This is a genomic window from Streptomyces mesophilus (genome assembly GCF_011044995.1).
GTDB classification, from domain to species: domain Bacteria; phylum Actinomycetota; class Actinomycetes; order Streptomycetales; family Streptomycetaceae; genus Streptomyces; species Streptomyces mesophilus.
Genome location: NZ_JAAKZW010000007.1, coordinates 81,124 through 95,207 on the forward strand (window position 1 = coordinate 81,124; position 14,084 = coordinate 95,207).

Annotated in this window: 13 protein-coding genes; 7 read left to right on the forward strand and 6 right to left on the reverse strand. The window is 71.9% G+C overall.

The genetic code is table 11. The features are described from left to right. Positions 1 to 71 precede the first annotated feature (71 nt). Positions 72 to 1,514 carry a dihydrolipoyl dehydrogenase gene (gene lpdA, locus G6045_RS04550; RefSeq protein WP_165330477.1) on the forward strand — a complete coding sequence of 481 codons (1,443 nt, stop codon included), beginning with the start codon at positions 72 to 74 and terminating at the stop codon, positions 1,512 to 1,514. Between the two features lie 164 nt (positions 1,515 to 1,678). Further along, complete coding sequence (locus G6045_RS04555; RefSeq protein ID WP_165330478.1) at positions 1,679 to 2,980, forward strand: M14 family zinc carboxypeptidase; 1,302 nt, start codon at positions 1,679 to 1,681, stop codon at positions 2,978 to 2,980. A 68-nt stretch (positions 2,981 to 3,048) separates the two neighbouring features. Here G6045_RS04555 and G6045_RS04560 read toward each other — a convergent pair whose 3' ends face one another. Together G6045_RS04560 and G6045_RS04565 are read right to left on the reverse strand one after the other, a co-directional pair. Beyond that, the gene (locus tag G6045_RS04560) at positions 3,049 to 3,507 is read right to left on the reverse strand and encodes an SSI family serine proteinase inhibitor (protein ID WP_165330479.1); all 459 of its coding nucleotides are present in this window, start codon (positions 3,505 to 3,507) and stop codon (positions 3,049 to 3,051) included. A 127-nt stretch (positions 3,508 to 3,634) separates the two neighbouring features. Then, complete coding sequence (locus tag G6045_RS04565) at positions 3,635 to 4,189, reverse strand: FHA domain-containing protein (RefSeq protein WP_165330480.1); 555 nt, start codon at positions 4,187 to 4,189, stop codon at positions 3,635 to 3,637. Between the two features lie 292 nt (positions 4,190 to 4,481). Here G6045_RS04565 and G6045_RS04570 point away from each other — a divergent pair, with 292 nt between their 5' ends. The 3 genes from G6045_RS04570 (at position 4,482) to G6045_RS04580 (ending at position 7,645) form a co-directional block, all read left to right on the forward strand. Beyond that, on the forward strand, positions 4,482 to 5,384 hold the full coding sequence (locus G6045_RS04570) for a GNAT family N-acetyltransferase (protein WP_165330481.1): 903 nt from the start codon (positions 4,482 to 4,484) through the stop codon (positions 5,382 to 5,384). 137 nt (positions 5,385 to 5,521) lie between these two features. Continuing rightward, positions 5,522 to 7,294, forward strand: coding sequence for a malto-oligosyltrehalose trehalohydrolase (gene treZ / locus G6045_RS04575; RefSeq protein WP_165330482.1), 1,773 nt, complete (start codon positions 5,522 to 5,524; stop codon positions 7,292 to 7,294). A 54-nt stretch (positions 7,295 to 7,348) separates the two neighbouring features. Next, positions 7,349 to 7,645, forward strand: a complete 297-nt coding sequence (locus tag G6045_RS04580) for an antibiotic biosynthesis monooxygenase (RefSeq protein WP_328707651.1) — start codon at positions 7,349 to 7,351, stop codon at positions 7,643 to 7,645. A 9-nt stretch (positions 7,646 to 7,654) separates the two neighbouring features. Here G6045_RS04580 and G6045_RS04585 read toward each other — a convergent pair whose 3' ends face one another. After that, positions 7,655 to 8,779 (reverse strand): aminopeptidase P family protein, encoded by a 1,125-nt coding sequence (locus tag G6045_RS04585; protein WP_165330483.1) that lies wholly within the window; start codon positions 8,777 to 8,779, stop codon positions 7,655 to 7,657. A gap of 83 nt (positions 8,780 to 8,862) precedes the next feature. Beyond that, positions 8,863 to 9,489 (reverse strand): LysE family translocator, encoded by a 627-nt coding sequence (locus G6045_RS04590; protein WP_165330484.1) that lies wholly within the window; start codon positions 9,487 to 9,489, stop codon positions 8,863 to 8,865. A gap of 141 nt (positions 9,490 to 9,630) precedes the next feature. Here G6045_RS04590 and G6045_RS04595 point away from each other — a divergent pair, with 141 nt between their 5' ends. After that, on the forward strand, positions 9,631 to 10,380 hold the full coding sequence (locus tag G6045_RS04595) for a metallophosphoesterase (protein WP_165330485.1): 750 nt from the start codon (positions 9,631 to 9,633) through the stop codon (positions 10,378 to 10,380). 107 nt (positions 10,381 to 10,487) lie between these two features. Here the strand turns inward: G6045_RS04595 and G6045_RS04600 are convergent, their stop codons facing one another. Beyond that, entirely contained in the window at positions 10,488 to 10,994 is a 507-nt protein-coding gene (locus G6045_RS04600) for a PDZ domain-containing protein (RefSeq protein ID WP_328707652.1), read from the reverse strand. A gap of 205 nt (positions 10,995 to 11,199) precedes the next feature. On the opposite strand from G6045_RS04600, the gene G6045_RS04605 reads away from it, so the two are divergent. After that, on the forward strand, positions 11,200 to 13,110 hold the full coding sequence (locus G6045_RS04605; protein WP_165330487.1) for a P-loop ATPase, Sll1717 family: 1,911 nt from the start codon (positions 11,200 to 11,202) through the stop codon (positions 13,108 to 13,110). A 122-nt stretch (positions 13,111 to 13,232) separates the two neighbouring features. Here the strand turns inward: G6045_RS04605 and G6045_RS04610 are convergent, their stop codons facing one another. Beyond that, positions 13,233 to 14,018, reverse strand: a complete 786-nt coding sequence (locus G6045_RS04610; RefSeq protein ID WP_328707653.1) for an alpha/beta fold hydrolase — start codon at positions 14,016 to 14,018, stop codon at positions 13,233 to 13,235. Positions 14,019 to 14,084: the final 66 nt, after the last annotated feature.

Here is a 14,084-nt window from a genome sequence, read left to right on the forward strand (position 1 = left end):
AGCACCGTGCATGGACCCCACAAGAACATTGCCTTGGACGCGGATCAAGCCCCGGCAGCAGGCTACGGATCATGAACACCGCGACGGAATCACCCCAGGGCACGACGGCGGCACCCCAGGAAGCGGACGTCATCGTCATCGGCGGCGGCACCGGCGGCTACTCCACCGCACTGCGCGCCGCGCACCTCGGCCTCAGCGTGATCCTCGCCGAACGCGACAAGGTCGGCGGCACCTGTCTGCACCGCGGCTGCATCCCCAGCAAGGCGATGCTGCACGCCGCCGAGCTCGTCGACGGCATCGCGGAGGCGCGGGAGCGCTGGGGCGTCAAGGCGAGCCTCGAGTCGGTGGACTGGGCGGCGCTCACGGCGACCAGGGACGACATCGTGTCCCGCAACCACAAGGGCGTCGAGGCCCACCTCGGCCATGGAGGGGTCCATGTGGTGCGGGCGAGCGCCGAGTTGACCGGTCCGCGCACCGTGCGCGCCGGCGGCCGGACGTACACCGCGCGCCGCGGCGTCGTCCTGGCGACCGGTTCGCGGCCGCGTACGCTGCCGGGTCTCGAGCCGGACGGGCGGCGCGTGGTGACCAGCGACGACGCGCTGTTCGCGCCCGGGCTGCCGCAGTCGGTGCTGATCCTCGGCGGGGGTGCGATCGGCGTCGAGTACGCCTCGTTCCACCGCTCCATGGGCGCCGAGGTCACCCTGATCGAGGCGGCCGACCGGCTCGTACCGCTGGAAGACGCCGATGTCAGCCGGCACTTGACGCGCGGCCTGAAGAAGCGCGGCATCGATGTGCAGACCGGCGCGCGCCTGGAGGGCGCCACGGTCCTCGACGACGGGGTACGCGCAACCGTCCGCACCGCCCGGGGTGAGCTGCGCACTCTGGAGGCCGAACGGCTCCTGGTAGCCGTGGGCCGGATGCCGGTCACCGACGGGCTGAACCTGGCGGCCGCCGGCCTGGTCACCGACGAGCGCGGCTTCGTCGCGCCCGCCGACTGGGACCGGCTCGAGACGTCCGTTCCCGGCATCCATGTCGTCGGCGATCTGCTGCCGCCGCCTTCGCTCGGCCTCGCGCACGCCTCGTTCGCCGAGGGGCTCCTGGTCGCCGAGACACTGGCCGGTCTGCCGTCCCGGCCCGTCGACTACGCCGCCGTCCCCCAGGTCACGTACTCCGCACCGCAGACCGCCTCGGTCGGGCTCGGTGAGGCCGAGGCGCGGGCGCGCGGGCACGAAGTCGAGGTGAACACCCTGCCGTTGACGGCCGTGGCCAAGGGCATGGTGCACGGGCAGGGCGGCATGGTGAAGGTCGTGGCCGTCCAGGGCGGCGGGCAGGTGCTCGGTGTCCACCTGGTCGGACCGCATGTCTCGGAGATGATCGCGGAGAGCCAGCTGATCGTCGGCTGGGACGCCGAACCCGCCGATGTGGCCCGGCACATCCACGCCCATCCGACCCTCTCCGAAGCGGTCGGCGAAGTCTTCCTCACCCTTGCCGGACGCGGTCTGCATCAGCAGTAGGCAGGCGGTGCCCCGGACGGTTCTCGGCCACCTTGACAGCAGGGTCGGCACATGGGGTACTGCGGGTGCGTGCGCCGGGCGGACCAGGGCCCGTCCGGCGGATCGGGCCTGGTGCACGGTGGCCTGACAGCAGGCCTGCTCCGCCGGACAGGCCCACAACGGGGGTGAGTCACCTGACGGAACAGCACTACCCCAGCGTCAATGAACTCGTCCTGTCCGCCCGGGTGTTGGTGGCCGAGCAGCCCTGGCTGTGCCGACTGCGCCGCGTCGGCACCTCGCGGGCCGGACGCCCGCTGCACCTGCTCTCGGTGGGCCACGCGACCCGTACCGTGCTCGTGGTGGCGGGCGCGCACTCCAACGAACCGGTCGGCGGTCCCACGGCGCTGCACTTGGCGCGTCAGGTCGCCGCGGACCCCAGGTTGCGCACCCACACCTCCTGGCACTTCCTGCTCTGCGCCGACCCGGACGGGGCGAGTCTGCACCGTTCCCTCACACCGGCCTCGCTGCTCGACTACCACCGGCACTTCTTCCGGCCGGCCGGGCCCGAGCAGCCCGAGTGGGCGCCGTCGGTGCTCCCGCCGGACCGGCTGCCGCCCGAGGCGCGCACCTTGCTGCGGCTGATCGACGAGCTGCAGCCGTATCTGCAGGTGTCGCTGCACGGCACCGATCTGGGCGGCACCTGGGTGCAGTTGACCCGGGAGATACCGGGTCTCGCCGAGCCGTTCGCGAAGTCCGCCGCGCAGCTGCACATCCCGATCGAGACCGGGACCTCGGACGCGGCGGGCTGGCCGGTCACCGGCCCCGGGGTGCATGTGATGCCCCAGCCCGGGTCCGACGTGCCCTTCCCCAGCCTGCCGGAGGACGTGACCCGCTCCACCTGGTACCACGCCCACCGCTACGGCGGGCTCACCGCGATCGTCGAAGTGCCCATGTGGGCCAGCGATCTCGTCGACGACACGCATGCCCACCCCGATCCGGGGGCGGCCCTGCAGCATGTGTCGCGGCGGCTGCGGGCCCAGGCCGCCCAGGTGGAACAGGTGCTGTCCCGGGCCAGGACGGCCGAGCGGTACGCGGCCGCCCACACCGATGCCGGCGGTCCGCTGGAGCCGCCCCACCCGCTGGCGCCGCTGCTGCGCGCCACCCGCTGGGCGCTCGACCTGGTGCCGGGCCTGGCCGACGACTGGCTGCTTCCGCCGCCCGCAGACGCCACCATGACGTATGTCTCCAGCATCGACGCCTTCGGCCGGCGCCTTCCGCTGCGGGCCGCCGCGATGCTCCTGAGGGTCCTGAAGGCGGCCGGCGATCCCACGGCGCCGGAGCTCGACCACCTGGTGACGCGCTGGTGCGAGGAGTTCGCGACGGCGTTCCGCGCACGGTGGGTGCCGCTCGAGCACCAGGTCGAGCACCAGGCGCGCACCGTACTCACCGCGGCGCAGTACGCGCGGGTGGCCGCGGATGCTGCGTAAGACCTGTGCCGAGGCATACGAAAGCGGGCTGTACGCATCCGTACAGCCCGCTCGGTCGTGTCCGGGAGTTACTCGGCGAGCTGGAAGACCTTGCCGGTCGCCGCGCCCATCACGCAGTCGTTGGAGAAGCTCTTGGCGTAGATACGGCGGGTGCCGTCCCACATGCCGTACGCGACGGCCGTGACCGGCTTGTAGATCATCGGGCAGGCGACGTTCTGCGGCTTGATGCTGCCGATCTCGCCCTTGGCCTTGGTCAGCGCGCGGCAGGCGGCGCCCGCGTTCGGGTGGCCGTTGCCCTTGCCGGGCGGGCAGCGAAGGAGGCGGCCCTGCAGATCGCCGAAGGCGCCGTCGCCCTCCATCACGCCGAGGTACATCCAGTTGCCCGGCAGTGCACGGGCCGTGGCCCGGCGCTCGGTGTCGTGGTCGGCGCCGGTGGCCGCCGAGGCGCCGCCCGCGCCGCCGACGAGGAGTGCGCCCGCGGCCACCGCCGCGAACAGGCCCTTGCTTGCGGTCTTCATGATCGTCATGGGGCATGCATCGGCACACGGGACCCTCGCGATCACCCCCACTCACTCGAACGGGAGCCGCAGAAAGGGTTTGGTGTGCGCCGGTTGGCCCTCTCGCGCCCTACTGCGCCGGTTGGCCTCTCGCGCCCTACTGCGCCGAGAGCCGGAACCGCATCGACCCGAACGCGATGTGATCGCCCTCGCGCACCACCGTCGCGCCCACGACGCGGCGCCCGTTGACGGAGGTCCCGTTGGTCGAGCCGAGGTCGCGCAGGACCCAGATACCGCCCTGGAGGACCAGTTCGGCATGGCTGCGCGAGACCGTCTCGTGGCTGAGCCGCAGCCCGTTGGCGGGATCCCGGCCGATCCGCAGCGGGAAGGGCCCGGGCAGCGGAAGCAGCAGCTTCGGCAGCCGTTCGGCCTCCCATGCGCGGCGCACCCGCACGGTGAACGCGGAGACGGCACCGATCGCGCCCGTCAGGGCGTTGACCATCCGGCCGCCCTCGGCGGTGGGCAGATCGGCGGTGAGCCGGGCCAGTTCATGGGGGCGGCGCGCCACCAGCGCGAGCTCCATCCGGCGCACGAAGGTGTCGTGCGAAAGCCTCCCCTGGGCCACGCCGTCGCGCAGTGCGGCAAGCACCTCGTCACGCTCGGCGTCCGACACCCGTGCGGGATAGGTCGGGAACTCGAAGGAGGACGTCACGTACGTGATTGTCGGCCAGCGCGCCGTGGGTGTCCAGAAAACCGCTGATCCAAGGGCCAGTTCAGCGGGCCTGCCGTGCGCCCTGCCCAAACCCGTGGACAGAGCACGTATGGCGAGCTTAGTCTCGTACCGACGCCACGGATCAAGGAAGGGAGGCGAGTGCGATGACGTACGCGATGTATGCGAGCTCCGCCCGCCGCTCCCGCCGCGACCGCACAGCGTCCCGGTCCTGAAGGACCGCGTCCGGCCGGGAGGGTGAGCGATCAGATCCATCACCTCCGGAAGGAAATCCATGACCGAGCTGGTCATCCGCGCGCTCACCGAGAGCGACGCCGCTTTGTTCGACACCCTTGACGATCCCGGCCTGGTGGGCCGCGCCATCGCGGGCATCGAGTACGCCACGTTCGCCGAGGGCGGCGACTACCGCCCCGACTGGACCTATGTGGCCCTGCGCGACGACCGCGTCGTGGCCCGCGCGGCCTGGTGGGGAGCCGAGGGCAACGGGACACCGGTCCTGCTCAACTGGTTCGACTTCGCCGAAGGCGAGCAGGACGCGGGCACCGAACTGCTGCGCCGTGCGCCCTTCGACGTCGAGTACGAGCTGATGCTCCCGCCCGACTGGCGCGAGCGCCCCGAGACGCTCGCCGCGGGGCAGGCGCGGATCGCGGCGGCCGAGGCCGCCGGCATGAAGATGCTCGTGGAGCGCTACCACTACCGGTGGACCACGGAGTGCGGTCTGCCGCCGCGTCCGGACCGGCTGACGTTCCGCGAGGAGCGCGACGACGCCGTGCTCTTCGGCGTCCTGCGCCGTATCCACTCGGCGACGCTTGACGCCCATGCGCTGCGCTCGGCCGCCGAGCACGATCTCGACAAGGCGGCGCAGGAGGAGGTGGACTACATCCGCTGGTGCCCCGAGGCCTGGCCGCAGCTCGCGTACGACGCCGAGGGCGAGCTGGTCGGGATGCATCTGCCGGTCCGTATCCCGTCCGGTTTCGCGGCCGGGTTCATCGGCGTCCTGCCCGAGCAGCGCGGGCACGGGTACGCCTTCGATCTGCTGGCCGAGTGCACCCACTTCCTGGTCGACAAGGGCGCGACGGTCGTCGTGGGGGCCACCGACGAGGGGAACTTCCCGATGGCCGCTCATTTCGCCAAGGTGGGGTACCCGGTGGTGCAGAAGCGGATCAACCTCGTGTGAGGCCGTGGGGCGGGTCCGGCGCGCGCTTTTGGACGTTGTGTGCCGGACCCGCGAAAACCCCCGGCATCACGATCATTTGTGCAGCACGATGGTCCCGCGCGACATACGAGGCGTACGACGACGAGGGGGAATCGTCCGTGCTGTTCGAGGTGTGGGCACCCGATGCCCAGCAGGTGACACTGCAACTCAAGGGCGTCGAGCGGGCGTTGGACCCGGATCCGACCCGGGCGGGCTGGTGGATCACCGAGTCCGAGGCGTCCGACGGCGACCGCTACGGATTCTCCCTCGACGGCGGGCCGCTACTTCCCGACCCGCGCTCGCGCCGTCTGCCCGACGGTCCGGACGGCCTGAGCGCGGTCGTCGACCCCACCGCGTACACCTGGCGCCATGACTGGCCCGGACTCGCGATGCGCGACGCCGTGCTCTACGAGCTGCACACCGGCACGTACACCCGCGAGGGCACCCTCGACGCGGCGGCCGCCCGGCTCGGCCACCTCAAGCGGCTCGGGATCACGCATGTCCAGCTGATGCCGCTGTGCTCGTTCCCCGGCAGGCACGGCTGGGGTTACGACGGGGTCGCGCCATGGGCGGTGCATGAGCCCTACGGCGGCCCCGAGGCGCTGAAGCGCTTTGTCGACGCGGCGCATGAGCTGGGCCTCGGTGTGGTCCTCGACGTGGTGCACAACCACCTCGGCCCGTCCGGCAACCATCTGCCCGCCTACGGCCCGTACTTCACGGAGACCCACCACACCCCGTGGGGGGCGGCGGTCAACCTGGACGCCCCGGGCTCGGACGAGGTCCGCGCGTACTTCCTTCAGAGCGCGCTCGCCTGGCTGCGCGACTACCGGCTCGACGGTCTGCGCCTGGACGCGGTGCACGCCCTGCACGACTCCCGCGCGCTGCCCTTCCTCGAAGAACTGTCCACGGCGGTCGACGAGTTGGCCGCCGAGCTTGACCGCCCCCTGTTCCTGATCGCCGAGTCCGACCTCTGCGATCCACGCCTGATCACCCCGCGCGGCGAGGGCGGGCTCGGGCTCCACGCGCAGTGGAACGACGACTTCCACCACGCCCTGCACTGCACCCTGACCGGTGAATCCCAGGGCTACTACGCCGACTTCGCCGAAGCTCCGCTCGCCGCGCTCGCCAAGACGCTCACGTCCGGCTTCTTCCACGACGGCACGTACTCCTCCTTCCGCGGCCGCGCCCACGGCCGGCCCCTGGACCGCGCCCGCGTCCCGGCCTTCCGCCTGGTCGGCTACAGCCAGACCCACGACCAGATCGGCAACCGCGCGCTCGGCGACCGGCTCTCGGACATCCTCTCCCCCGGTCTGCTCGCCTGCGCGGCGGCGCTGACGCTGACCGGACCGTTCACGCCGATGCTCTTCATGGGCGAGGAGTGGGCGGCTTCCACGCCCTGGCAGTACTTCACGGACCATACGGACCCGGAGCTCGCCGAGGCCGTACGGACCGGCCGCAGAAGGGAGTTCGCGGCCCACGGCTGGGCGGAGGCGGCCACGCCGCGGCAGCGGCATATCGAGCACGTGCCGGACCCGCAGGACCCGGCGACCCGCGAGCGGTCCTGCCTCGACTGGTCGGAGCCGAGCACGGGGCACCACGCCCGCGTCCTGGCCTGGTACCAGGAGCTGGTGGCGCTGCGTCGTTCGCTGCCCGATCTGGAGGACCCGGATCTGGCGGCGCTGCGGGCGGCGTTCGACGAGCAGGGCCGCTGGCTGGCGCTGCGCCGCGGCGATCTGCGGATCGCGGTCAACTTCGGCAAGGAACCGGCGCGGATCCCGCTCCAGGGCGGCGCCTCACGAGTGCTCGCGGCGTGGGAGCCGGTCGAGGCGCCGGGGGCGGACGGGGTGCTGACGCTTGCGCCGGAATCCTGCGTACTCCTGGCGCCCGCCTAGGAGTTGTGACGCGAAACAGGGACACCACTCCAGCCCTGTGGCACGCTGACAGCCGTGATCATCAGAGTGAGCGAGGCCCGCGTACGTCCCGAGCGCTTCGACGCCTTCCGCGACTGGATCGTCGCCATGGTGCGCGACTGGCCCGACCGCTACCCCGGCATGATCGACCACGAGGTACTCCTCGCACCGCCCACCTCGCTCCTGTACGTGAGCCGTTGGCGCGGTGAGAAGGATCTGGTGGACTACGCCGGGGAGAACTGGCGGGACGAGCCGATCACGCTGCCGGGCGAGGAGGAGTACCTCACCGCACCGCTCGAGGTACGGCACTTCACGGTCGCGCCGCTGACCTGAGCGCCCCGGCTACTCGACGACGGCCAGCTCCCGGTCGGTGGCGTTGAGCCGCCGGCCGCCGTCCTGCGTGACGGTCACGATGTCCTCGATCCGTACGCCGAAGCGGCCCGGCAGATAGATCCCGGGCTCCACCGAGAAGCACATCCCGGGCACGAGCGGCTGCTCCTCGCCCTCGATCATGTACGGCGGCTCATGCGTGGTGACACCGATGCCGTGGCCGGTCCGGTGGATGAAGTACTCGCCGTATCCGGCCTCGTCGATCACGGCCCGCGCCGCCCGGTCCACCTCCTGGCAGGCGATCCCCGGCCGGACCGCCGCGCACCCGGCCTCCTGCGCCTGGCGCACGATGTCGTGCACCTTGCGCTCCTCGTCGGTGGGTTCGCCGACATGGACCGTACGGGAGGTGTCCGAGCCGTAGCCGTGCATCAGACCGCCGAAGTCGAGCACGATCATGTCGCCGTGCTCGATGACGCGTTCGCCGGCTTCGTGGTGCGGGTTGGCGCCGTTCGGCCCCGAGCCGACCACGGTGAAGTCGACCTGCTCGTGCCCGAACTGCCGCAGCAGATCCGCGAGATCACCCGCGACCTCCAGTTCGCGGCGGCCCGCGAACCGTACCTTCTTGATCTCCTCGTACGTGGCGTCGGCGGCGGCGCCCGCGGCAGCGAGCCGCTCCAGTTCGTGGGCGTCCTTGACGCCGCGCAGCATCGGCAGGCACGCGGTCAGCGGGGTGTACGTGGTGCCCGGGAGCTGCCCCTGGATGCCGAGCAGATGCAGCGCCCAGGTGTTGTCGCTGACGCCGAAGCGGCCGTCGACATCGAGCAGCGGGGCGGTCACGGCGTAGGGGTCCTTGCCGTCGGTCCAGTCGCGCAGGGTCAGCGCGGGCGCACCGGCGGCCTTCTCGGCATCGGGCGCTTCGAGGGTCGGGACGACGAGCACGGGCTCCTGGCCGGCCGCGAGCACCAGCATCGTGAGCCGCTCGGTCTCGGCGGGCGGCCGGTACCCGGTGAGCCACACCATGTCGGGCCCGGGCGCGATCAGGACCCCGGCGAGACCCGCATCGGCCGCGGCCTGCGCCGCGCGCTCCATCCGGGCCTGGTAGTCGTCGGCGGTGAACGGCGCGGGGGCGGTGGGCATCGCGGGCTCCTCGGTGGGTGCGGGCTTCGACGGACCCATCCTCCCTCCGGTGATCGAGGGGGCGCGAGCGGGAATCGGCCCGTTCAGCCGTCGAGCGCGAGCCGCGCGCCCAGGGCGAGGAGCACGCCGCCGGAGATCTGCTCCAGGCGCCTGCGCACATGGACCCGCGACAGATAGGTCTTCATCCGGCCCACACACCACACGTACACGCCGTAGTAGCCCACCTCGAAGACGGCCCAGATCGCGGCGAGCGCGATCATCGCGGGCAGTTCGGGGGCGCCGGCGGGGACGAACTGCGGCAGGAAGGACATTGCGAAGATCGCGGCCTTGGGGTTGGCGAGGTTGAGCAGGAGACCGCCGCGGTACGAGGACCAGCCGGACCGCTCCGGCGCCTCCCAGCCCTCTGCCTCGCCCTCGTCCTTCTTCCGCTTCCTGGCGGCCCACAGCGTCTGCGCACCGAAGACCACGAGGACCACGGCGCCGACGATGCGCATCACGTCGTACGCGAACTGCGAGGCGGCGAGCAGGGCGGTGAGGCCGAGGGCGGCGACGACGCCCCACACGAACACTCCGGTCTCGTTGCCGAGCACGGTCAGGAAGCCGGAACGCCGGCTGCGCAGAGAGTTCTTGATGATCAGCACGGTGCTCGGGCCGGGGGACGCGGCTATCAGGGTGCAGGCGCCGAGGAAGGCGAGGAGGGTGCTCAGCATGGGGCCATCGTGCCCGGCCCGCGTGACTTGCGGCCACGTCGTTTCCGTACGAAGCGCACGGCGGGCTCTCTTGCGGGCCTTGCGCTCCCCTTCGGGTTAACGGTTAGATCGAGCTCAACCATTAAGCGACTTGGAGGCCTCATGCTCGTCCTCGCCCAGATCAGCGATCTGCACCTCGACGGAACGGACCGTGCCCGCGAGCGCGCCGCGCGCGTGATCGCGCGGCTGCGGGAGGTACCCGTGGACGCCCTCCTGGTGACCGGGGACATCGCGGACCACGGCGCCGCGGCCGAGTACGAGGAGGCCGCGGAGCTTCTCGCGGACCTGCCGTATCCGGTCCTGACCTGCCCCGGCAATCACGATGTCCGCGAGGCCTACCGCAAGGCGCTGCTCGGGCAGGCCGCGTCGGACGCGCCCGTGAACAGCGTCGAGGTCGTGAGCGGGACCGCGGTCCTGATGTGCGACTCGAGCATCCCGGGACAGGACGACGGACGGCTCTCCCCCGGGACGTACGACTGGATCGAGCGCACTCTGGACGGACTGGGCACCGACGTCCCGGCCCTGCTCGCGTTCCACCACCCGCCGATCGCGCTGCACGCCCCGCTGCCCGACTCGTATCCGCTGCACGAGCCCGGGCGCCTCGCGGAGCTGCTCGAACGGCGGCCGCAGATCCGGGCGTTGATCACCGGCCATGCCCACACCCCGGCCGCCACGGTCTTCGCCGGCCGCCCCGTGGCCGTCGGCCCGGGCGTGACCTGGACGCTGCGGCTGCCCTGGGAGGGCGACGCGGTGGCCGACCGCGCCGCCGATCCCGGTTTCGCGCTCCATGTCCTGGACGACGAGGGCCGGTTGACCACGCACTTCCGCAGCGTGCGGGCGCCCGTCGGGTGACGAGGCCCGGACGGCCCGCTGACGTGACCGCCGCCCGAAGCGACCTCGCTTACGTGCCCCTCTGCGAGCCCGCCCCGCTTACGTGACCCTCTGCGAGCCCGCCCCGCTTACGTGACCACTCCCGGGATGACGGCCAGGACCTGACGGTTCCCGTTGTCGTGCCGTACGCCGATGGGCACCTCCTTGCCCGGCCGGGCGGCCGCTACCGCGCGGGCCAGGTCCTGGGCCGAGTCGACCGGCTCGCCCGCGAACGACGTGATCACGTCGCCGCGCACCAGGCCGGCGCTGAAGCCGGGCCCCGGCTGGTGGACGCCCACCAGGCGGGCTCCCTTGCCCGAGGCCGGATCCACCGCCTCCACCCCGATCGTCGCGGGCGCGGGGGCGACCGACTCGCCCCGGCCGCCCTGGGGTTGGGTCTGCGTGGGCGCGCCGGCCTCCTTCCCCGGCGCCCCGGACTTCCCGGGCTGCCCCGGCTTCCCCGGCTTCCCGGCGGACGGGGGCGCCCCCTGTGCCGCCGCCTGTTTCTGCAGATCGGCGAGCTTGCTCATCCCGATCACTGTGGCTCCCACCGTCCCGAGCCCGATCCCCGCGAGCACGAGGACGAGCGCGATCACGGTCGCACCGAGTACGGTTCTGAACCGCCTGGCACGCCGCCGAGCGGCATGCGGACGGTGTCCCGGCGCGGGTGCGCGGCCGGGCATCGGCTTGGGTCGCAACACTGTCTGTTCCATGGCTGGCCTCCGCGGAATGCTCTACCCTGCGGGCCGCCTCGGGACGATTCACGAACGAGTGACGAGCCGTCACAGCGCAGGGGGACACATGACCGAACCGTCCGTCGTCGAACGGCTGTACTTCGGCCACGACGAGGCCGAACAGGACATGGCAAACGGCCTGTTGCGGGCGGGTTTTCTGCAGACCGCCGCGTATGACGCCGCCGTGTCCGGGCGCAAGATGCTGATCATCGGGCGCAAGGGGTCCGGCAAGAGCGCGATCTGTGTACACCTGGGCGCGGAGGGCGGGCACGCCGGAGCCTCCGTCACGATCACGCCGGACGACGCGGCCGGCGACGAGATCCGGCGGTTCGAGCTCCAGGGCCTCACCGGGGACACCGCCAAGTCGTTGATCTGGCGGTATGTGTTCGCGGTGCACGCGGCGCGCCATCTGACCTCGCATGCGCGGGAGGCCCATGGCCGGCGCGAGCCGGATTCGGTCAAGGATTTGCGGAAGTTCCTGCGGGACAACGGTGAGCTGCCGGGCACCCGACTCGCCGACTTCGCGGCACAGGGCCGCGAACGGCTGCAGACCAACGGGCTGCAGCTCGGGGCGTTCGGCTTCCAGATCGGCGTCGATCTCGGGCATACGGCCACCGAAGGCGCCCGCGCCGGGCGCCAGTTGGACGTCCTCGAGGACCATGTGGCGCTCGCCTTCCGCGATCTGGGCTGTGCCGCGGCGCACCCGCCCCTGCTGCTGCTCGTGGACCAGCTGGAGAAGGTCTGGTCGGGGCAGGCCGACGCCAACTCCATGGTCATCGGACTGCTGCTCGCCGCGAAGGACGTCGCGGTGAAGTACCCGGGCGCGGTGCGCTGCCTGGTCTTTCTGCGCTCCGACATCTACGACTCGCTGACCTTCGGCGAGGGCGACAAGTTCCGCAGTTACGAGATGCGGATCGACTGGCCGGTACCCCAGCTGCGCCGGCTCGCGCTGTCCCGCGCCCAGGCAACGGCGGGGCCCGGGCTCGACGAGACCCAGTTGTGGCAGCAGATCTTCCCGCGCCGGGTCGAGGGCGAGGAGACCGCCTCGTATCTCTTCACACGGGCCCTGCCGAGGCCGAGGGACGCCATCCAGTACCTCAATCTGTGCCGGGACCGCGCGGTCCACAACGGACGGACGCAGATCACCGAGGGTGATGTGGTCGAGGCCGGACGGCAGTTCTCGGTCTGGAAGCTGCAGGATCTGGCGCAGGAATACCTTGTCGCCCACCCGTTCCTCGAACCGCTTCTCGGCCTTTTCGCCAACGGCGGGTACGTGGTGACGCGGGCGGCCGTGGCGAGCCTGCTCGCCCAGGCGCGCGGGGATCTGGAACGCCGCTATCCCGCGTACACCGAATCGTTCACGCCGGAGGCGGTGGTCGACATTCTCCATACGGTCGGCTTCCTCGGCGTGCGGCGCGGGGACGAGGTCGTCTACGCGGGCGGGTTCGACCGGCCGTTGCAGGCGGACGAGCGGGAGTTCCGGATCCACCCGTGTTTCCGGGAGGCTCTCAGGGCGCGGGATGCGGTGCCGATCACTCCGTACAACCCCGCGTTGCGGGTCCACGCCCTGGCCGGGGGCCTGACGCCGCCGCGCCGGGACTTCGACCTGCTGCGGGCCGTCGTCAACTCCTGCGATCGCATCCTGCGCCTGATCGCCCGTGCGCACGGACTGCCCGCCGACACCCGGCAGGATCTCGCGCAGCAGGTGCAGCGGCTGCGCATGGAGACGGCCGACGCGCTGGACGACCCGACGGGCCCGGCCGCCGCCCCGCTGCAGGACGCCGAGGGTCATGCCGCGGGAGCGGTCACGCATCTGCGTGCCTGGGCAACAACCCTGCGGGGCAGCGGGCTTGAGGACCACGGCGAGGAGTTGGGTGCACAGGCCGTATCGCGCGAGCTCAACACCCAGGCCACGGGCCTCTTCGCACGCCTGGGCGGCTTCAACGCCGGTACGGGGCAGGGGGGTTCGAGCGCGTAGCGCGGGCCTGGGGCCTGATGCACAGGACGGGGTGGGCTTGGGCCCGATGCACAGGACGAGGTGGGCCTGGGGCCCGATCCACAGGACGGGGCGGGGCCTGGGGCCCGATCCACAGGACGGCCTCAGGCTCCCGGCTCGGCAAGTCCGAGCGCCTGCTCCACCGCCTCGGCGAAGCCTCCCGGGTTGTCGATCATCATGTTGTGCGTGGCGCCCGGTACGTCCACGACCGGTACCCCGGCCGCCGCCATCAGATCCGTCTCCGCGTCGGGCCGGGTCCGCTCCCCCACCACGAAGGCGCGCGGCCGGTCGAGGTCGACGAACAGCGCGCCCCAGCTCGGGTCCGTGCCCTCGACGAGGGCCGTGGCGCTGCGGTGCAGGGCGCGGGGGTCGGCGAGGCGGAGGCGGGCCGCGTAGTCGGGGAGCTTCTCGCCCGCCACCATCCGCGCGAAGCCCTCGGCGACGAAGGTCTCCTCGTCCTGCTCGGCGATGACGCGGCTGACGAAGCCGCCGCCGGGGAAGAGGTTCGGCTCGGCGACCACCAGCTTGGCGATCAAGTCGGGTCGCGTGGCGGCCAGTTCGATGGCGACCGCTCCGCCCATCGAGTGTCCGATCAGTTCCACGTCGCGCAGGCCCGCGTGTGCGATGACGGCGGCGACCGCGTCGGCCTGTTCGCGCATGCGGTAGCCGAAATCCGCGGGACGGTCGCTGTAGCCGTGGCCGAACAGGTCGACGAGGAGGCTCCGGCGGCCCGCGAGGGGCGGGCAGGTGGCGGTCTCGGCGAAGTCGGAGGCGGCGCTGCAGCCGATGCCGTGGATATAGACCCGGGCCGGACCGGCCTCCCCCGCGGACGGGTTCAGCTCGATCCAGCGCATCCACGCCCCGGCATCCCGTACGAACAGCTCCCGCACCCCAGCACCTCCATCGTATACGTCGAACGGCCATGCTAGGCATCCCGCCCCCGCAACACCCCCCAC